Origin of the sequence: Nostoc sp. (assembly GCF_036917375.1) — a bacterium.
Lineage (GTDB): Bacteria > Cyanobacteriota > Cyanobacteriia > Cyanobacteriales > Nostocaceae > Nostoc.
Genome location: NZ_JBALDN010000093.1, coordinates 126,166 through 146,408, shown reverse-complemented (window position 1 = coordinate 146,408; position 20,243 = coordinate 126,166). Strand labels below are relative to the sequence as shown.

The following is a 20,243-nucleotide window of genomic DNA, read 5'->3' as shown; positions in this document are numbered from 1 at the left end:
TTTTATCGTACAGACTAACTAATTTAAGATGATTGCATTTACGGGCTACAGCCTAGCCACACAAAGGCTTTAACTGTTTTCGGAGATGTCTTTTGCCAAAAAGCTAGGTTTTGCCGGATAAAGAAAACCGAGTTCTTAGAGCTGATTCGTAAAGAAAATCTTAAGGGTACTCAACTCATTGCTATGTCTGAGTTTCAGCGAATAAATGCTGTATTGAGTTAAATTACTGAAACCCTTATTAGATAAGTACTTTACTTGAGTTTACAAATTAGCTCTTAATTTTGGATCGAGTCGAGATTAATTAAGATTTTAAATAATTAAAACTAAAGTGCCGATGACTACTAACCCAGTTCCTAAAACGATCTTCCAGCTTAATGTTTCTCCCAAAAAAATTACTGAAAATAATAAAACTAATACCAAGCTTGATTTATCAATTGGTGCAACAAGGGAAGCTTTTCCTACTTGTAAGGCTTGGAAGTAAAAAATCCATGATAACCCTGTAGATACTCCAGATAATAATAAGAAAATCATGGTTTTTTGGGGTAAAGCTAAGATATTAACTACGTTCCCCTGAAAAAATACAATTCCCCAAGCAACTACTAAGATCACAACAGTTCGGATTGCTGTTGCTAAATTAGCATTCACATTTTCTATTCCAATTTTGGCAAAGATAGTTGTCAATGCTGCAAAGCCAGCTGACAATAATGCATATATCCACCATGTTGTGGTGTTGCTTTCCATCTTAGCCTCCTGATTAGTCGGTCAAAATTAGCAGTGTAATTTAATCAGAGTCTTAAATTCAATTACTTGTCTGTAAAGTTTGACTTGCTAGGTTCCTAGTTTGCGCTCCACCGTTTGACTCTTTTAGTCACTCAGTACTACTGAAGCGACGATTCTCGGCGAACTTGCGCTAACTTAATATCAGGAACAAATTTCAACTGCTATAGGTCTTAATTTTAAAATTTTATCAAATTTATCATATTACTTTAAGTTATTAATATGTTAAGCTGAGTATAATTAGATAATTACTAGTAGTATATATTACTAATATTGATCTAAGTTATAAAGCAATCATATTTGTAATACTAGTATTATCTCTGAATAAAGTTAACACTTAAAGTAACTAGGATGGGTTGCCCCAGATGAAATCCCCACCTTCTTCAAATTCTTGGAATGGTCGCTTCGTCGGTGATAACCAGCGATACCGTTTAGACAGACGGTTAGGCGGGGGTGGCATGGGAGAAGTTTTCTTAGCAACGGACACCCGTGTTGGTCAGCAGGTAGCGTTGAAGTTGCTCAAAGATACGCTAGTGGCATCACTGGAAATGAGAAAGCGTTTTGAGCGGGAGGTGGCAGTTTGTGCTGCTTTGCAAAGCGACCACATTGTTAAGATTAGTGATTGTGGTGTAACCCCGGAAGGTTTTCCATTTTACGTCATGGAATATTTGCGGGGGCAAACGCTTAGGCAATTACTGCTGCGCGAAAAGCGGCTGTCTGTGGAGCGAACGGTGAAGATTATGGCGCAAGTTTGTAAGGGTTTACAGCTTGCCCATCAAGGAGTGACTCTCCAACGGGATGGCGGCAAAACCACTGAACATATTCAGGTAGTTCACCGCGATCTGAAGCCAGATAATATATTTTTGATACCGACAGATTTGGGAGAGTGGGTGAAGGTTTTGGATTTTGGTGTTGCCAAAATTCGTAGTGAATCTTCAGAAAATTCCAATATTACAAATATAACTAGTACATTTATCGGTACATTTCGTTACGCACCTCCTGAACAAATCCAAAGCGATCGAAACCTGGATGCTAGAGGTGATATTTATAGCTTAGGGATTATCCTTTATGAAATGCTGAGTGCAGCCGACCCCTTTGGAATCAGTATTAAGGGTAGTCATGTGAGTGAGGCTTCTTGGGTATTAGCTCATGCTTATGAGCCACCAAAACCACTACGCGAGCAACCAGGGTGTGAGCATTTACCCGAACAATTAGAAGCCGTGGTGATGAAATGCCTCCACAAGAACCCAGCCAACCGATTTGCAACAGTAGAAGAACTGAATCAAGCTTTGCAAGCTGCTGCCAAATTTGCCACAGAATCTAGTGTACCCGGACAAATTACTGGGCGATCGCAACCTTCTTCAAATCTTGGCTCAAATCACGAAACTCTTCCCAGACAATCGAACGAGGATACTGTGATTCGCCCTCCATCTGGTTTCAATCAAGGCTCAAATCACGAAACTGTTCCCAGACAATCAAACGACGACACGATTCTGCGTCCTCCATCTGCTTACAATCAAGGTTCAAATCACGAAACTGTTCCCAGACAACCAAACGACGACACGATTCTGCGTCCTCCATCTGCATACAATCAAGGCTCAAATCACGAAACTGTCCCCAGACAACCAAACGACGACACGATTCTGCGTCCTCCATCTGCTTATAATCAAGACTCAAATCACGAAACTGTTCCCAGACCATTTAACCCAGTTGAGCAAAATCAACAGAGTCCTGTGAATAATCCGAACACCAGCAAACCTGATGTGACGTTATATCAACCACGACCAGGATCTAATCAAGGCGGTCGACAAGTACCACCAGATAAGACGTTGTTTCAACCGCGACCAGGATCTAATCAAGGTGGTCAACAAGTACCACCAGATAAGACGTTGTTTCAACCGCGACCAGGATCTAATCAAGGCGGTCAACAAGTACCACCAGATAAGACGTTGTTTCAACCACGACCAGGATCTAATCAAGGCGGTCAACAAGTACCACCAGATAAGACATTGTATCAGCCGCGACCCGCGTCTAATCAAAGTAGACCACCAGTGCAATCAGATGTGACGTTGTATCAGCCACGACGTGCGTCTAATCAAAGCAGAACACAAGCACGAACGGATGATACTATTTACCAACCAAGGCTAAGTGAGCAGCTAACTACGAGAATTACTCCCAATTTCTTGCGAATCATAGGCGTGGTGTTGGCTATTGGGCTGACTTTAGCAGTAGTAACCTATATATATACCCAATTGCAATCTGGTAAACAGCCAAGCAACCAGCAAAATTTACCTAACAGCGATCGGCGCATTTAGAACTGATCGGTGGGGGACAATATATTCGTGTACTTCATTAGACATCTTGCAAAAGTAACAAATGCCAAGATGTTGGGGAAAGGTTAAAGGTTAAAGGGAAAGGGAAAATTCCATACCTTTACCCTTTCCCCTTTCCCCTTTTCCCTACAATGCCAAGAAGTCTATTTACCTGAAATACGCTGTATATATAACTGGCAGACATAATATCATTGGGGCACAGCAAGCCTTGTGCCCCTGCCATGTGTTACAAACGACATTCCTTAATTACAATTCATCCCAAACTACAGGAAAGGAATAATCTGAAAACGCCGAGAAATCGCTATTTTCGCTGCGGGTTTCTTCATCCAAAACTTTGACAACTTTGTTATAAATATCTTGTGCTTGTTGCGGAGAATCACCGATGCTGGTTAATCCCACCTTGCCAAACTGCGAAAGGCAACCCATGAGATGAAACACTGTACCAGTTTCTGTACCGCTGTCGAAGTGTAGTCTATGGTGAGCGATGATATCCATCAAATCATTGGGTAATAATCCCTGATAGCGCTCTTTTTGCAGATTATCAGTAGCAACGTAGTATTTTGGACGACCTTGTTGACTATAAAATAAACCCGTCGAAAGGTCATAGCGGCCGTTCGTTAACAATTTCAGGGTCATGAATGGATGCGTTGTACCGCCTTTACGCAGGTTAATTTCGATCGCTTGAATATCCCAGTCTCCATTACCCTTGTCAACGGCGATAAAATCTACACCAAACCGCTCTAAAGTACCTTTTTCTGCTAGTTTTCTGCCAACTTGAAGTCCCAATTGCTGTAATTGCAATCGATATCTTTCATCAGCAGGAAACCTGCAACCAAGATAAATCTGACCGTCTGGGCCTCCGAGAATTTGGTCGTGAGTTGAAAGGATTTCTACTTCGCCTTGGGGCGTGATCCGTCCTTGAACGCTGGGCGATCGCTTAATTTCCCCTTCCACAAATGCTTCAGCGATTGCCCCTAACTCAGGCATTTTTCCCAAAAAACTATCCCAAGTCTCTTGTTTTGCTTGAAAGCGCATCGTTGATAAGCGATCGCTAATTGCTGCTATCCTTTCGGCATGAGTACCAATGTTTGGTGCTAAATTCTCAATCGGTCTCAGATCCAGCAATGCATTCCCCTCGCCAGAAATGCCCTCGTTGAGTTTTACTACTACCCGTTTTAATGTTGGTTGGCGTTCCCACAAATCAACGGTAGCTTCTGTCAAATCTTCGTGGTTCCAAACTTTTTCGCTGCCATCTGGATGCGGTACTCCGCTTTCCTTGAAGATTTCCCGACTGCCACTTTTTGTTCCCCAAATCTGTAAATCTGGTGCAGCCGCATACAGTGGTACACCCAATTTTAAAGACAATTCGCCTTCCCAGTGCGAAGAGTTGTAACAGATCATAAATGATTTGTCTAGCCTCAAAGATTTCTGAATCCGTTCTAGCAACCGTGGGCGTTCTAAAATCTTTTGGCTCAGAGGCTTAAAAGAGGAATCGTAAGTAGAAAGTAACAGCAAGCGATTGCGAGCATGAGAAAAGGGAATTCCTGGCAACAGTTGCAGATAATAATCAATAATACTCGGATGCAGCGGTACTGATGTTACATAAATCAGCCGAGTTTGGGGATTCCGCAACCGAATTAAGGAAAATAGTAATCTTTCTTCATAATGCTCGCAGCCTTCGATCTTTTGGAGTTCTCCCTGGTCAAGACTCAAGGAGGGAATAATTAAAATATCCGCTTCACTATTGTCAAATATTTCGCTCGTTTTCCAGCGATCGCGCAGGGTTAATTGTAAGTGGCGAAACTTTTCAACCTGTTCTAACTCGGAAATATTTAATGTTGCCATAACCCATGCCCTCTAATGATCTCAATGTAGCGCACCACGCACCCTTTTGGACGATGTATAGTCACCGTGTCAAGATTCAGGTAGTTTTGTAAAAAATTTCCGGAAGTCAGCAAGGATTGAGCGAACTATAGCAACCCGCAAATCGCCGACTTCTTTAATTCTTTTCCCTCTTAAGGTTGAGTTAATTGCTGCTTACTTTACCTCTAGGGGGCGATAAAGTAGAGCAACATAATAGTTAACTTGAAAGCAGATGAAAAAGATAAATTCTTCATCACATTAAAGTTGTGTACTTATTTTCATGGTCAGGCGTGAGGATAAGTTATGTAAGTTGCGTAGAGTTGCTGGAATAAATAAGTTTGGCAAACATCCAGGATATAAATGCCTAAAATTGCAAATGGCTAGTGAGAGTCAAAGCAAAAAATAGACCTTGGGTTGAATTTTCGATCCAAGGTTTAGTTATGAAATAGGGAATAGGAGAGATGAGAAAAATAGAGTGGAACTAATTCTCAATGCTCAATTCCCCATTCAATATTCAATTACCAAGGTAAAACAGATGGCTAAATCGAAAGAACCAAAAGAGAAAAAAGAGCAAAAATTACAACCGCCACAGCAACAAGAAACACCAGGTGTTGAATCAGAAATGACACCAAAACCCAAAGCAGATGATGCTCAGTATCGCGGTAGTGGTAAGTTACAAGATAAAGTAGCATTGATTACGGGTGCAGATAGTGGGATTGGCCGTGCTGTTGCGATCGCATTTGCAAAAGAAGGTGCGGATGTGGCTATTCTTTACCTTAATGAACACGATGATGCCAAAGAAACAAAACATTTGGTAGAAAAACAAGGGCGTCGTGCAGTAACAATTGCAGGTGATATTGGCAATGAAACTTTTTGTCAGCAAGCCATACAACAAACAGTTGGTGAGTTTGGCAAACTCGATATTCTCGTCAACAACGCTGCTGAACAACATCCGAAAGAAAGTATTGAAGAAATCACCGAAGAACAACTAGAGCGAACTTTCCGCACTAATATCTTCTCAATGTTTTTCATGACTAAGGCAGCACTCAAACATCTACAAACAGGCAGTGCTATCATCAATACCACATCGGTAACAGCTTATAAAGGTAGCCCACAACTACTAGATTACTCCTCTACAAAAGGTGCGATCGTTGCTTTCACTCGCTCCTTATCAAAAAATTTGGTATCAAAAGGAATTCGGGTTAATGCTGTCGCCCCAGGACCAATTTGGACACCTTTAATTCCCTCAACTTTTCCCGAAGAGAAAGTTGAAACTTTTGGCAAACAAGTACCAATGGAACGAGCCGGACAACCAGAAGAAGTTGCTCCTAGCTACGTATATTTAGCTTCTGATGATTCTTCTTATGTCTCTGGACAAGTGTTACATGTCAATGGTGGAGATGTTGTCAATGGGTAAGTGAAAAATTCAGTCATTAGTCATTGGTTATTCACTTTGAATAAAGAACTAATGACTAATGAGAAAAAAATAATTACTTTTAAATTATACCCTGATGGTCTTCCATTGGAGGGATGAGTAAATGTGGGAATATTGATAGTCTATCTAGCAGCAAACATTTAATAAATAATAACTACGTCTATGGCATCTCCTACACCATTGAATGGCAGAGAACTAGTAGATTGTGCTAGAGCAAATGCCCAGCAAGGAATTGAAACTGCTGCTTATCAATGTGGCTATGGTCAAGACCTCAACACATTTGCCAGAGAACTTAGAAAAGCTTGTGAAGAAATGAATTTACAAGTAAAGGAACTTAGCGGATTAATTACTGACCAGGACATGATACTACAAATAGGTACTGGCGAAATTGTTGCTCCAGATACGGCATCAGAATTGTAAAAGTTAAGTTAGTCATTTGCCCTTTGTCATTTGTAGTGTGTTATTCACTAATGACTAATGACCAATGACTAATGACTTTTTTCATAACTTTAAAATTACCCGCGCCAAATTGAAGTAAATCAAAACACCTACAACATCAACTGCTGTGGTGATGAATGGCGCTGACATTAATGCCGGATCTAAACGCAGATAGCGAAATAGAAATGGCAGTGCTGAACCGGAGATCGAAGCCAAAATAGAAATAGCTACCAAACTAGTGCCTACAGCGATCGCTACTTCTAATCGTCCTTGCAGAAAATAAGCCCAGACAGTAGCGATCGTACCTAACATTGCTCCCAATAATGCCCCAGCGATCGCTTCTCGGCCGATTACCTGCAATGCACCAAGCGATCGGATTTCATCGGTGTTCATCCCGCGAATCACCACTGTGGAAGATTGAGCGCCTACATTACCCCCAGTACCAGTTAACAAAGGAATAAAGGCCGTTAGTGTCACCACTTTTGCTAAAATATCTTCTTGCGACTTAATAATTGTGCCTGTAACGGTATTGGTTACAAGTAAGACCAATAACCAGACAACCCGTTTCCGAGCAATTTCCAGCAAATTCATTTGAAAATAATTGTCGCCCCCCGACTGCACACCACCACCCAAGGCATAGATATCCTCGGTGGTTTCTTGTTGCAGAATATCTATTACATCATCCACCGTAACAATACCTACTAGAAGCTGTTCTCGATCTACTACAGGCACAGCTAAAAAATCATATCTTTGGATTAATCTTGCAACTTCTTCTTGATCTGTATCAGTGTAGACAAACACCACATCACGGGTCATAATTTCGCCAATAATTTGCTCAGGCTGAGACGTTACTAATTCCCGCAACGATACAATCCCCGTCAAGCGCCTTGCCGCATCCATGACATAAAGATAATAAATCATCTCACTGGCATTAGCTAAGTTGCGAATTCGCTCTAGAGCTTGAGATACTGTGAAATTTTCTTTCAGCGAGATTAACTCTAGCGTCATAATTCGCCCAGCTGTATCAGCTTCATAACCCAATAGTTGGGCTGTAGCTTGACGTTCCGCTGGACTCAGTTGTTCTAGCAAGCGATTGACGACTTTTGCCGGTAATTCATCAAATAACCTAGCTCGGTCATCCGGCGACATTTGATCGACAATATCGCAGACTTCCTGGCTTTTAAGTTCTTCAATTAACCGTTCTTGAACACTGTAGTCGAGATATTCATAAACTTCGATCGCCTCATCTTTTGAAAGCAAGCGAAAAGCCAAAGCGTGCATCGCTTCTGGCAAACCCTCAATCGCCTCGGCTATATCCGCAGGCTGCACGGGTACGAGAATAGATTTTGCTCCCTGCAAGTCTCCTGCTTCTAGGAGCATTTGCAGCTGAGTCCGCACTAAATCTCGTAATTCCCTGCGTGAGAGATTCTGGATGGTAGAGTTTAAATTGTTTGTCTCAGTCAAAGTCCACTTTCCTCAGCCAGTTTGAACAAGGTTGCTGCCCCTAGTCTAGGGGAAACTGGGAATGTGCAACGTCAAACTTGTAATTTTTCTGACTTGGAGTAAATTAAAAACTTTTGTAAATGAACGAAAGAGAGGGTTTCGGATGCTGACAATTCTTTGCTTGCAGCGCCTCCTAAAGCCTGCGGCATAGCTTCTCTAAAAGACGCTTCTCTTCGAGAGGCTTCGCCAACGCGAACGCTTAGGGCGTAGCCTCTAGAGAAAAGAAACTGTCCCATAGCGATTTACAGGATAATCCACTCACAACAAGAGACTTCTTGCATAAGTCGGGAAAAGGTTCTGTATTGTCCCCTTCCCCTTTAACCTTTACCCTTTTCCCTTTAACCGAGCAGTATTGGATTGTGTTCTCTAGCTTAAATGCATAAATGGTGAGGATTTTGCAAAAGTTTTTGTTCCGCTGATTTTAGGTTATTACTATATTTCTGCTGGTTCTGGGAAAAAAGAAATAAAGTAATAGTCAAAATAAAGTATAGATAAATATTAATTTTTCAAATCTTTAAGTATTAAAGTTTTTCTTTATATAAATTTTATATAGTTAATAATTTTGTAGATAAAACACATTAGATTATCCGATATTTTGGCATTTTTTATTTAAACATCATCAAAACTTTGATATTCCTTTAAAAAAGGATATATCAATATGAATATTTAAACAAAGTTCCATATAGAACATAGACATAACACCGCTATCTATTGTCAAATGTGTAAGAACTAAGAGAATACTTAAGTAATCTATGTAAAGTTATTGCATTTGACTAATTACGCATGTATTTGCTTTCTTAAGCATTGCTTGCCTTGCTGATATGCATCTGCACATCAGTAAAACTTAGAAGTCTCAATAATTCAGTAATTTGTTGAAAGAAAATAAAGACTAACAAAGACTAATATATTTTCAACTAATTATTCATGATTAGTAATTACTGAATATATATTTATAAGTTAATCAATTATTAGCTTATAAATATATTTTTATCAAGCTTCATGATGCATTCTTTGTTGAAAAATTTAATGGGAAACTAATACTGAAACACTAATTATGACATCAAATCAAAACTTATCAACATCTGTAAGTCCAGTAATTACTACTAAATCATCTCTAGAAAGTATTGACCAAAAACAAACCAGTATTTCTGCTCGCTCTAGCTTAGTCTCTCAAGGAGATGGACTCAAGGCAGAGTATTACGACAACATGGACTTCACCAACCTGAAGGTAACTCGTACAGATCCGACGGTGAACTTTAACTGGGGCGCTGATTCTCCCGCTCCGTCGATTGATGCAGATAGCTTCTCAGCGCGGTGGACAGGTCAAGTAGAAGCCAAGTACAGCGAAACTTACAAGTTCTACACCACTGCTGATGATGGTGTGCGACTGTGGGTGAATGGTCAACAAATCATCAATCAGTTTATCGATCAACCTGCCACCGAATCCAGTGGCTCGATCGCATTGGTTGCAGGTCAGAAGTACGATATTAAACTTGAGTACTACGAAAATAAATCCAATGCCGTTTCGCAACTGCGTTGGTCAAGCACCTCTCAGGCGAAAGAAATCATTCCTCAGTCGCAACTGTATAGTAATATCAGCACAACTAGTAATGGCAACGGACTCAAAGCAGAGTACTACGACAATATCGACTTCACTAACCTGAAGGTAACTACTACCGATCCGACGGTGAACTTTAACTGGGGCGCTGATTCTCCCGCTCCGTCGATTGATGCAGATAGCTTCTCAGCGCGGTGGACAGGTCAAGTAGAAGCCAAGTACAGCGAAACTTACAAGTTCTACACCACTGCTGATGATGGTGTGCGACTGTGGGTGAATGGTCAACAAATCATCGATAAGTTTATCGATCAACCTGCCACCGAATCCAGTGGCTCGATCGCATTGGTTGCAGGTCAGAAGTACGATATTAAACTTGAGTACTATGAAAATAAAGGCAATGCCGTTTCTCAACTGCGTTGGTCAAGCGCTTCTCAGGCGAAAGAAATCATTCCTCAGTCTCAACTTTATTCACCATTTCTTCAGACCACTATCACCTTAAGCTCGTCTTCGACAACTGTGAATGAAGGCAGTAATAGTGTTACCGTCAAATTACTTAGAACTGGAGATTTAAGCGGTACATCTTCAATCAAGTATGCAACTATAGCTAATACTGCTACAAAAGGAGTTGACTATGGGAGTGAAGGCGTTGAAAGTGCTGGAGTACTTACTTTTGCGCCGGGACAAAGCAGCGCGCAGGTATCCATTCCGATCAATGATGATTCCTTGATAGAAGGAGATGAAACCTTTAATTTTGTCATCGATCAGGCAGAAGGGGCAACACTAGGACTCCAAAGAACTCTCGCAATTACGATTCAAGACAACGATCGCTCTGGCCTCGATTTCAGTCAGCCAATAGTTAATGAAGGTGACGGTACTGCTAAGGTGACAGTTACACGGGGCAATGCTTCGGCGGCTGCTAGCGTCAACTACATAACCCAAGATGGGACTGCTAAAGCTGGATCTGACTACCAGGCTGTATCTGGAAGCTTGAGTTTTGCAGTTGGACAAACCAGCAACACCATTGTTATCCCCATTCTCAATGACAACGTTGGGGAATCAAATGAAACATTTACTTTGAATTTCAGTAACCCAGTTGGAGTGCAGCTAACCGATCAACAGACAAGTATCACTATTATTGATAATGACTCTGGTAACTTTGCTTTAGATACAGTAGCTTCTGGTTTGAATCAACCTACAGCTTTTGAATGGACACCTGATGGTAAGAGCATGTTCGTTGCCCAGAAAAATGGGGTAGTGCGAGTCATGAAAAACGGTACCTTATTATCAACACCATTTACTGATATTAGCAAAGAGGTAAATGATACGCGCGATCGCGGTCTTTTAGGCATTGCCGTACATCCAGATTTTGGCAAAAGTCCGAACGGCAACAACTATGTTTACCTGTTGTATACCTACGATCCACCAGAAACTAATACAAGCAATTCTAAGAACAATCCCAATAGTACATTGGACGATCCCGATCAGAATGGGAATCGTACTGCACGGCTAAGTCGCTTTACAGCTGACCCCAACACTAATTACACTACTGCAATTGCTGGCAGCGAAGTTGTGCTGCTAGGCACAAATGGTACTTGGGCAAATATCAGCCACCCAGATGGAAATAGTACAAATGTCTCACTTGGCTATGCACCATCAGGAATTCTCAACAAAGATACTGGTAAGCCGTTTACCAGCTTGCAGGATTATCTTAATAATCTTGATAAAGTCCAAAATATCCAGAATTTTATAGCCAATGATAGTGAATCTCACTCAATTGGTTCTGTGCATTTTGGTACTGATGGTTCTCTGTTTGTGAGCGTAGGAGATGGTACTTCCTACAATGGGATAGACCCCAGAGCAATTCGCGTTCAGGATGTTAATAATCTGTCTGGTAAGATCCTGCGGATTGACCCGATTACTGGTCAAGGCTTATCGAGTAATCCTTTCTACAATGGCGATGTCAATAGTAATAGTTCCAAAGTTTATAGCTTAGGTCTGCGTAACCCCTTCCGTTTCACAATTGATAAAAAGACCAATACCCCTGTAATTGGTGATGTTGGCTTCGTTACTTGGGAAGAAGTCAATATCGCAAAACCAGGATCGAACTTTGGCTGGCCGTTCTATGAAGGAGGACTTGACGCTAATGGCAATACTACCAGTCTGAAACAACCAAGCTATTCTAACCTAGATGCAGCGAAAGATTTCTATAGTAGTGGTAAAACTGTTACAGCACCAGTTTACACCTACAAGCATACTGGTGGTTCTAATTCGATCGTCATGGGTGACTTTTACACAGGTAATACTTTCCCCTCGATGTATCAAGGTGCTTTATTCGTTGGTGATTTCAGCCAAGGAACTATCGATGCTTTGACTTTCGATAGTCAGGGTAAATTTGTCTCAGTTAAGCGGTTTGCTTCCCAAGTAGATAGACCTAATTTAGGGGTAACTGCACAAATTACCACTGGGCCGGATGGTAATCTGTATTACGCAAACTTGACCGGCGGCGAGATCGATCGCTTCCGGCCTGTTTAGAGGTGACTTGAAGGAGGCAGGAGACAGGAAGTAAATCTGATTTTTAGTCCTGTACTTTGTACCTCATCTAGTTGAAAACTGCTGTATCATTTATCAGTGAACAGTTATCCAACTGTTCACTGATTTTGATTAGGATAACTTTGTTAGAAATCCCAACAACTTTTTGGTATTTGATGTTAATAGCGTTCGACGATAAGCATCAGCGGCTTTTTTAATCGCTTCGGCTTGAGTGGGATAAGGATGAATTACACTGCTTAATTTGCTCAAACCAATCTTATTCACCATTGCCGTAGTCACTTCTGAAATCATCTCACCTGCGTGACTGGCGACAATAGTTGCACCGATAATTTCATCAGACCCCTTTTTATGGTGGATTTTGAGAAATCCTAACTCTTCACCATCTGCGATCGCTCGATCTACACTATTAAAAGGTATGTTGATTGTCGTCACCTCAATACCCAATTTCTGCGCCTCATGTTCGTACAACCCTACATGAGCAATTTCTGGGTCAGTATAAGTTACCCAAGGCATCACCAGACTACTGAGTTTCGAGCGTCCTATGCCAAAGGGAGAAAACAGGGTATTTTTAATTACAATCCGCGCTGCTGCATCAGCAGCATGGGTAAACTTCCAGTTCATGCAGATATCGCCAGCTGCATAAATTTTGGGATTGGTCGTCTGGAGGTAATCATTTACCTTTACGCCTTGGTGCTTGTCATATTCTACACCCACAGCTTCTAAATTTAGATTTTCTACATTTGGCGATCGCCCCGCACCGACTAAAATTTCATCGACTGTCACCGAATCTCGATGACCGTTGGAGGAAAAGTAAAGTCGTTTCCCTTCGGTGACAGTTACTACTTCTTCTAACTTGGAATTTAATACCAGGCGAATTCCTTCCCTAATTAAAACCTTTTGGAGAATTTCAGCGCCTTCAGCATCTTCTTTATTAAGGATGTGAGAACCGCTATGGAAAAGTACCACCTCACAACCCAACCGCCGGAAAGCTTGGGCCAATTCGCAACCAATGGGGCCGCCACCAATCACCGCCAAACGTTCCGGTCGTTGAATTAGGGAAAAAACTGTTTCATTGGTTAGATAACCCGCCTGTTCAATTCCCGGAATCGACAGTTGTGCAGCTCTTGCGCCAGTCGCAATTACAGCTTTTTTAAATCGGAGGGTTTTATCGCCAACTTCCACCGTATTTTTACTTGCAAATCGACCGCTACCCAAAAAGACATCGACACCCAACTTTTGAAACCGTTCCGCCGAATCGTTAGGGCTGATATCAGCTCTTATCCGCCGCATCCTAGCCATAACTTTGGGAAAATCAACATCAATATTATGTTGGGGAATATTAACTCCCAAGTCTTTAGCATCCCAGATTTCGCCAACGACGCGGGCAGAACGAATAATAGTTTTAGATGGTACGCAACCAACATTTAAGCAATCTCCACCCATGAGATGCTTTTCAATTAACGCCACCTTTAAACCCAAATCCAGACCCGCAGCACCCGCCGCCACCACTAATCCCGCCGTACCAGCCCCAATTACCACCAAGTCGTAAACATCGGCGGGTTGAGGATTAACCCAATTTGGCGGATGGGCGTAAGATACCAACTTTTGGTTATACTCGTCTACTGGGCGAACTGTGACTCTCTCTAAATCTGAATTGGTCATTGGCAAAACCTCTTTTAAAATTAAGAATCCCGATTAATTTAGGTGGCTCAGTCTTTTATTTTTATGCTTGTTTATAGCGTCGATTGAGTGAGCTACAAGAACACCAACCTCCGCCAAAGCTACGCTTTGTCTCCCCTCCCCTTAGCAACTACGGCGTACACACAAGTCTGAAGTAGTTTACGAATCTCGTTTTTACCCCACCCTAACCCTCCCCGTATGTATTAAGGAGGGAACTGTATTTCTAGTTTCCCCCCTTTCTAAGGGGAGATTAAGGGGGGTAATTTGACTGTGTGTACTTTAGGCCATTAGCAAGGGGAGGGTTGCAATAGATATGGGAATCATAACTAATTACGCGGACATGATATTACAGCAAATTGCAGTTGACATAGATTTGTACAGTGGTGCTACCCTACAATTCTTTTTCTAAAGCTTTGCGTGCAATCCGGGTTACATAAACTGTAACAGCGACAGTTGCAATCAAACCCAAGATGCGAATTGCCCATTGTAAAGTAGGGTTGGTAGGTTGAGTCTCAGTACCAATCATGGCCAGATTTCCTGCAAGGGAACCAATATAAACGTACAAAATGGTTCCGGGAATCATGCCTACAGAGCCGACAAAGTAATCTTTAAGTGAAACTCCTGTGATGCCAAAGGCATAGTTTAATAAATTGAAAGGAAATATCGGGGATAGTCGCGTTAACAGGACAATTTTTAATCCTTCTTTACCTACAGCTTCATCTATGGCGGCAAATTTTTTGTTATCTGCGATTTTACCAGCAACCCAACCCCTTGCTAAATAACGTCCCACAAGGAAAGCAGCAGTAGCGCCAAAGGTTGCACCGATAAACACGTAGAGAGAACCCCAAACTGCACCAAAGATAACACCAGCTCCCAAGGTGAGAATAGAACCTGGGAAAAAAGCAACGGTAGCGATAATATAAAGGGCAATAAAAGCGATCGCTCCTACAGTACCAAGGCTATCAATCCACTGCAAGGCTTCGCGTAAAATTGCTTGGGGATTGAAAGAATTTGAATTTGCCAATTCTTGTGCCAAAGCTGGATGTGTGTTTAATGAAAAACTACTTACTAATATTAGTAATATTAATACACTGAAGCTAAGAAACTTCTGGAAGTTTTTGGCATCAATACTTTTAAATATCTGAATGATTGTTAGTTTTTTCATGGGTTGTGATTTCTTCTACTGCTACACTTTCAGCTAATGCTTTCTGAGCAACTTTACAGTAGTACTTTGAGTCAACTTAACGTCAAACCGAACGTCCGCCAGCCAGGGATTAAAATCCCTGTCTGATAGCAAAAGTCCTCTGAAGAGGACAGAAGATTACAGTCCATTTTAATGGACTTGGGTTATTAGACCGCCGTTTTAACGGTGGGCGGACTGGCTTAAGTTGACACGTATCAAGGCATTGCGCCGCCATATCCAAAACGATCGCAGATTAAAAAATTCCTAAGTTGACACGTATCAAGGCATTGCGCCCCTACCGCGTGTGAAAATAGCTCTGAGTTGACACCAATGGCAATATGTCCACACTACAAGAAAATTTATTGCACTAAATTAGCTGAAACAATCCACTACCTACATGAGAAACAGCTTAAAGCCTCTTAAATTTTTCTTGGCGATACCAGCGACAAATTCGCTCAGGTGAAACGCCGAGCAAATAAGCAATAATTACTATTTGATTAAGCAGCGTAGTTTTTAATACTCCCTTTTGCAACCATCTACGGGCTGAGGTGACAACTGGTGTGGGAATAATTACAACGCGTCCGATGCGTTTTAAACGACGCATGAGTTCAAAGTCTTCCATGATAGGCAATTCGGGAAAGCCGCCTATTTGCTGAAATACTTCCTTTGTTAAAAAAATTGCTTGGTCGCCATAGGGCATTTGGTAAAAATGCGATCGCACATTTACTCCCCACTCTACCCATCGTAAACTTAAAAGTGACGCATCAATCCGCAACTTAAAAGCACCAGCCACAATCCCAGGCTGTTGTAGTGCCGTGCGAATCATCTCATCAAACCCAGTTGGCAAACGGGTATCTGCATGGAGAAATAACAGAATCTCACCGCTAGCCGCTACAGCACCCGCGTTCATTTGCACAGCACGACCGGGAGATGATGAGATAACTTTGACATTTAAAGACTGAGCGATCGCTACAGTATCATCACTAGAGCCACCATCGACTACAATGACTTCTATATCTATACTGCCTTGAGTAGTAGCAATAGCTTTTTGAATATTCCCCGCTTCATTAATAGCCGGAATAATAATTGAAATTTTGGCTGCGTCAATACTCTCACTCATGATTGCTGAGTTTTCTTTTCCGGTTGGTCAGGAAATGAACACTCTACCGTTACCTTCAGATTGCTTTCAGCCGTGCCTTTAGTCACGTAAGGTATACCTGCTTCACCGCCAACTTTGATCCCAAATTCAAGAGTGACTTTATCAATATTAGCAACAGGGATTTTCTTAAAAGCATTGAGTGAATAAACAGTGTAAGCCCGAATTGTACCTTCAATTGCTTGGAAATTTTGCACTATTTGCTTTTGTGCAGCATCAGCATCCCATCCTTTATCAATTAGCGCTTCTTCTCCCTCTGGAGAAACTTCGATGCTAACTGGTGGTGCATCTACGTTATTTGTGGTTTCAATGTAAATAATCGTGCCATCTTCTAACTGAATAGGTGTGAGTTGAGTCATGGGATAAATCTCGCCTAAAAGAATTGCGTCTAGGGTAGCCCAGCGGTGCTTATCTACAAAATTTTACGTAAAATGCGGTAAATTTCTTGTAGAAGCTGGAAATAATTCGGCACAACTATCATAGGACTTTGCAGGATGAGTCGAGACGCTTTGGTGGTGGGAATTAATACGTATGACCGCTTAAAGAGTCTCAACGCACCAGCTGCCGATGGTGAAGCGATCGCTCAAATCTTACAACAATATGGTGAATTTCGGGTAACGCGGCTCCCAGCAGTCAAAGACAAGGAAAATGAGACGATTCGCATTGGTAAGCAAACTAAAGTTAGTTTAACTCAGTTAGAAAGAGCGATCGTCCAATTGTTTAAGCCAGATGGGAAGCCGCCAGACACAGCACTACTCTATTTTTCTGGTCATGGATTGCGGAAAAATATCGGAATTCAGGAAGGTTATTTAGCAACGAGTGAAGTCAACCCTGAAACAAGTAATTGGGGATTATCTCTACAATGGCTGCGGCGACTGCTGCAAGAAAGTGAAGTCAGACAACAAATTGTGATTTTGGATTGCTGTTATAGCGGAGAAGTGCTAAATTTTGCAGAGGCAGATCCAGGCGATCGCGGTAAAGGTAGAGACAGGTGTTTTATTGCGGCTTCTCGTGATTTTGAAGTAGCTTTTGAAGAGATTAACAGCCAACACAGCGTTCTCACCGCCGCACTGCTTCAAGGTTTGGAACCAAAACAAGACCGTTGGGTGAGTAACTACACTTTAGTAGACTTGCTCAATCAAGAACATCACCCGTTTCCCCAGCGTCCCATTTTTGCTAACTCTGGTGAAGCCATTAATCTCACCCGCAAATGGAATTCCTCTGCTGTTAACTCCCCAGTACAAGTATCAGCTATTTGTCCTTACAAAGGGTTGTCATATTTTGATTGCACAGAAGCAGATGCTAACTTATTTTATGGCAGAATAGCGTTAACCGACGAATTATTAGAAAAAGTGCGATCGGGTAATTTCTTAGCTGTCTTGGGAGCATCAGGAAGTGGCAAATCTAGTGTTGTCAGAGCAGGTTTACTTTATCAATTAAAGTTAGGACGTAGGTTATCAGGTAGCGATACTTGGCAGTTGAAAATATTTCGACCAGGGATTAACCCCTTACAAAATTTAGCACTGGCTTTTGTAGAATCAGAATTATCAGATATTGAACGCGCATCACAGTTAGCGAAAGCAGAAGAATTAATTGCCAAAGGCGCAGTTGGTTTAGGACAGTTGATTACTGCTGCACAAACTCAGCGCGTAATGCTAGTGGTAGACCAGTTTGAGGAAGCTTTTACTCAATGTCAAGACATTACAAAACGACAGCAGTTTTTTGAATGTGTGCTAGGTGCTTTGCAACGAAATGACAATAAACTCTGCCTAATAATCACAATGCGGGCTGATTTTTTTGGTAAATGTCTCGAACAAGAGTATGGCGGACTAGCTAAAAAAATTCAAGAGGATTTAGTAACAGTAACACCGATGAATCGGGAGGAATTAGAAACAGCAATTATCAAACCTGCTGAACAAGTGAACTTAGCAGTAGAACCGGAATTAGTTTCTCAAATGATTGCAGATGTAGAAGATTCACCGGGGAGTTTACCGTTGTTGCAGTACACGCTGACAGAACTATGGCAGCAAAGAACTGAAGAACGGTTAACCCTGACTATCTATAGCAAACTAGGTGGAGTCAGGGGAACGCTGCAAACACGCGCTACAGAAGTTTATGAGTCATTATCGCTTGAGGAACAGCAAGCAACAAAGCGGATTTTTTTAGAATTGACGCAGTTGGGAGAAGGAACAGAAGATACGCGTAGACAGGTTGTACAAAGAGATTTAGTTACTTCACAGCATCCAGAAGCCGTGATTAATAGAATAATTCAACGGTTAGCTGATGAAAAGCTAGTTGTCACCAGTACCTTATCTAATCAAATTGCTGTGGTAGATGTGGCACATGAAGCACTCATTCGCCATTGGTCGCTGTTACGGAAATGGATTGAAGAAAGTCGGGACATACTGCGACAAAAGCGGAAAATTGAAGCCGCAGCTATTGAATGGCAAGATAGGCGAAGGGTTAAGGATTATTTATTTCAGGGGAAGCGGTTAAGAGAGGTAGAAGATTTTCAGAAGCAACAAACTGAGAACTTAAGATTATCTGACCAAGCTATTGAGTTTATTCAAGCAAGTGTCAGACAAAGACGGAATAATCGCTTTAAATCCATTGCTTTTTTCTTAATTATCCCACTGGGTTTATCAGTATATGTGGGCATAGTTATTGAGAAACAGATTAGGATAAGCCAACTTTGGCAAACTGTTGATGTTGCTAGAGGAAACAAGTACAGTCAGGCAAGAATTCAAGCACTTGAAAAACTAGTCCAAGCTGGTGAGAGTCTAGCTAGTAAAGATTTCAGTGGTGCCGGCCTCAGCGGTGCCAACCTCAGCATTGTCAACCTCAGCGGTGCCAACCTCAGCGGTGCCAACCTCAGCATTGCCAACCTCAGGAGTGCCAACCTCAGCGGTGCTAACCTCAGCGGTGCTAACCTCAGCGGTGCCAAACTCAGCGGTGCCAACCTCAGCGGTGCTAACCTCAGCGGTGTCAAACTCAGCATTGCCAACCTCAACGGTGCCGACCTCAGCAGTGCCGACCTCCGCAGTGCCGACCTCCGCAATGCCAACCTCCGCAATGCCAACTTCAGCAATGCCAACCTCAGCAATGCCAACCTCAGCAATGCCAACCTCAGCATTGCCAACAACCTCAACGGTGCCGACCTCAGCGGTGCCAACCTCCGCAGTGCCTACCTCAACGGTGCCGACCTCAGCAGTGCCGACCTCAGCGGTGCCAACCTCAGCGGTGCCGACCTTAGCTATGCCAACCTCAGCAGTGCCAACCTTAGCTATGCCGACCTCAGCGGTGCCGACCTCAGCAGTGCCAACCTCCGCAGTGCCAACCTCCGCAGTGCCAACCTCAGCAGTGCCAACCTCAGCAGTGCCAACCTCAACGGTGCCGACCTCCGCAGTGCCAACCTCAATGATGCCAACCTCAACGGTGCCAACCTCAATGATGCCAACCTCAACGGTGCCAACCTCAACGGTGCCGACCTCCGCAGTGCCAACCTCATTGATGCCGACCTCAGCGGCGCGATAGACCTTATTTCTGACCAAGTTCATTCTGCTATAAATTGGGAGCAGGCTAAATACGACAAGGATTTTCGTGCCAAGCTTGGTTTACCACCAGAACCAGCTAGGTGAATACTTTTAGGTTGCGTTTTTACTGTTATCCAATCCTGCAATGCAACTTTTTGCAAACTTTTTCTACATCATTATTCGACTAAAAGTATTTGTTTGCGGTTTTCTTTGCGTCTATGGCCATAACAAAAA

At 42.3% G+C, this 20,243-nt stretch carries 13 protein-coding genes; 5 read left to right on the top strand and 8 right to left on the bottom strand.

Annotated features, from left to right (window positions below; translation table 11 throughout):
- Nucleotides 1-309: 309 nt before the first annotated feature.
- Nucleotides 310-741, bottom strand: coding sequence for an EamA family transporter (locus tag V7K45_RS24535; RefSeq protein ID WP_335007557.1), 432 nt, complete (start codon nucleotides 739-741; stop codon nucleotides 310-312).
- A gap of 401 nt (nucleotides 742-1,142) precedes the next feature.
- Here V7K45_RS24535 and V7K45_RS24530 point away from each other — a divergent pair, with 401 nt between their 5' ends.
- Nucleotides 1,143-3,092, top strand: coding sequence for a protein kinase domain-containing protein (locus V7K45_RS24530; protein WP_335007556.1), 1,950 nt, complete (start codon nucleotides 1,143-1,145; stop codon nucleotides 3,090-3,092).
- Between the two features lie 264 nt (nucleotides 3,093-3,356).
- Here V7K45_RS24530 and V7K45_RS24525 read toward each other — a convergent pair whose 3' ends face one another.
- Entirely contained in the window at nucleotides 3,357-4,955 is a 1,599-nt protein-coding gene (locus tag V7K45_RS24525; protein WP_335007555.1) for a peptide ligase PGM1-related protein, read from the bottom strand.
- 553 nt (nucleotides 4,956-5,508) lie between these two features.
- Between V7K45_RS24525 and V7K45_RS24520 the strand changes: the two genes are divergently transcribed.
- Together V7K45_RS24520 and V7K45_RS24515 are read left to right on the top strand one after the other, a co-directional pair.
- Complete coding sequence (locus V7K45_RS24520) at nucleotides 5,509-6,390, top strand: SDR family oxidoreductase (protein ID WP_335007554.1); 882 nt, start codon at nucleotides 5,509-5,511, stop codon at nucleotides 6,388-6,390.
- Nucleotides 6,391-6,570: 180 nt separating this feature from the next.
- The gene (locus V7K45_RS24515) at nucleotides 6,571-6,828 is read left to right on the top strand and encodes a hypothetical protein (protein WP_335007553.1); all 258 of its coding nucleotides are present in this window, start codon (nucleotides 6,571-6,573) and stop codon (nucleotides 6,826-6,828) included.
- An 81-nt stretch (nucleotides 6,829-6,909) separates the two neighbouring features.
- On the opposite strand, the gene mgtE is transcribed toward V7K45_RS24515, so the two are convergent.
- The gene (gene mgtE, locus V7K45_RS24510) at nucleotides 6,910-8,310 is read right to left on the bottom strand and encodes a magnesium transporter (RefSeq protein WP_335007552.1); all 1,401 of its coding nucleotides are present in this window, start codon (nucleotides 8,308-8,310) and stop codon (nucleotides 6,910-6,912) included.
- 71 nt (nucleotides 8,311-8,381) lie between these two features.
- Nucleotides 8,382-8,585 carry a hypothetical protein gene (locus V7K45_RS24505; protein WP_335007551.1) on the bottom strand — a complete coding sequence of 68 codons (204 nt, stop codon included), beginning with the start codon at nucleotides 8,583-8,585 and terminating at the stop codon, nucleotides 8,382-8,384.
- Between the two features lie 818 nt (nucleotides 8,586-9,403).
- Here V7K45_RS24505 and V7K45_RS24500 point away from each other — a divergent pair.
- Nucleotides 9,404-12,439: a PA14 domain-containing protein gene (locus tag V7K45_RS24500; protein ID WP_335007550.1), complete on the top strand. Its 3,036-nt coding sequence runs from the start codon at nucleotides 9,404-9,406 to the stop codon at nucleotides 12,437-12,439.
- A gap of 129 nt (nucleotides 12,440-12,568) precedes the next feature.
- On the opposite strand, the gene V7K45_RS24495 is transcribed toward V7K45_RS24500, so the two are convergent.
- The 4 genes from V7K45_RS24495 to V7K45_RS24480 all read right to left on the bottom strand — a co-directional run bounded on the left by V7K45_RS24495 (nucleotide 12,569) and on the right by V7K45_RS24480 (nucleotide 16,835).
- Nucleotides 12,569-14,119: a mercuric reductase gene (locus V7K45_RS24495; RefSeq protein ID WP_335007549.1), complete on the bottom strand. Its 1,551-nt coding sequence runs from the start codon at nucleotides 14,117-14,119 to the stop codon at nucleotides 12,569-12,571.
- 409 nt (nucleotides 14,120-14,528) lie between these two features.
- A complete protein-coding gene (locus V7K45_RS24490) occupies nucleotides 14,529-15,302 on the bottom strand; it encodes a TVP38/TMEM64 family protein (protein WP_335007548.1) in 774 nt (257 codons plus the stop codon).
- 427 nt (nucleotides 15,303-15,729) lie between these two features.
- Nucleotides 15,730-16,440: a TIGR04283 family arsenosugar biosynthesis glycosyltransferase gene (locus V7K45_RS24485; protein WP_335007547.1), complete on the bottom strand. Its 711-nt coding sequence runs from the start codon at nucleotides 16,438-16,440 to the stop codon at nucleotides 15,730-15,732.
- Nucleotides 16,437-16,835, bottom strand: coding sequence for a CU044_2847 family protein (locus V7K45_RS24480; protein ID WP_335007546.1), 399 nt, complete (start codon nucleotides 16,833-16,835; stop codon nucleotides 16,437-16,439). Before V7K45_RS24480 ends, V7K45_RS24485 begins: the two co-directional genes overlap by 4 nt.
- Before the next feature lie 135 nt (nucleotides 16,836-16,970).
- On the opposite strand from V7K45_RS24480, the gene V7K45_RS24475 reads away from it, so the two are divergent.
- Nucleotides 16,971-20,114 carry an nSTAND1 domain-containing NTPase gene (locus V7K45_RS24475; protein WP_335007545.1) on the top strand — a complete coding sequence of 1,048 codons (3,144 nt, stop codon included), beginning with the start codon at nucleotides 16,971-16,973 and terminating at the stop codon, nucleotides 20,112-20,114.
- Nucleotides 20,115-20,243: the final 129 nt, after the last annotated feature.

What these genes read in the sequence shown, in the direction of transcription:
- V7K45_RS24525 (WP_335007555.1), bottom strand. Translation starts at nt 4,955, where the DNA reads ATGGCAACATTAAATATTTCCGAGTTAGAACAGGTTGAAAAGTTTCGC.
- V7K45_RS24490 (WP_335007548.1), bottom strand. Translation starts at nt 15,302, where the DNA reads ATGAAAAAACTAACAATCATTCAGATATTTAAAAGTATTGATGCCAAA.
- V7K45_RS24500 (WP_335007550.1), top strand. Translation starts at nt 9,404, where the DNA reads ATGACATCAAATCAAAACTTATCAACATCTGTAAGTCCAGTAATTACT.
- V7K45_RS24535 (WP_335007557.1), bottom strand. Translation starts at nt 741, where the DNA reads ATGGAAAGCAACACCACAACATGGTGGATATATGCATTATTGTCAGCT.
- V7K45_RS24485 (WP_335007547.1), bottom strand. Translation starts at nt 16,440, where the DNA reads ATGAGTGAGAGTATTGACGCAGCCAAAATTTCAATTATTATTCCGGCT.
- V7K45_RS24515 (WP_335007553.1), top strand. Translation starts at nt 6,571, where the DNA reads ATGGCATCTCCTACACCATTGAATGGCAGAGAACTAGTAGATTGTGCT.
- V7K45_RS24505 (WP_335007551.1), bottom strand. Translation starts at nt 8,585, where the DNA reads ATGGGACAGTTTCTTTTCTCTAGAGGCTACGCCCTAAGCGTTCGCGTT.
- V7K45_RS24520 (WP_335007554.1), top strand. Translation starts at nt 5,509, where the DNA reads ATGGCTAAATCGAAAGAACCAAAAGAGAAAAAAGAGCAAAAATTACAA.
- V7K45_RS24480 (WP_335007546.1), bottom strand. Translation starts at nt 16,835, where the DNA reads ATGACTCAACTCACACCTATTCAGTTAGAAGATGGCACGATTATTTAC.
- V7K45_RS24495 (WP_335007549.1), bottom strand. Translation starts at nt 14,119, where the DNA reads ATGACCAATTCAGATTTAGAGAGAGTCACAGTTCGCCCAGTAGACGAG.
- V7K45_RS24530 (WP_335007556.1), top strand. Translation starts at nt 1,143, where the DNA reads ATGAAATCCCCACCTTCTTCAAATTCTTGGAATGGTCGCTTCGTCGGT.
- V7K45_RS24475 (WP_335007545.1), top strand. Translation starts at nt 16,971, where the DNA reads ATGAGTCGAGACGCTTTGGTGGTGGGAATTAATACGTATGACCGCTTA.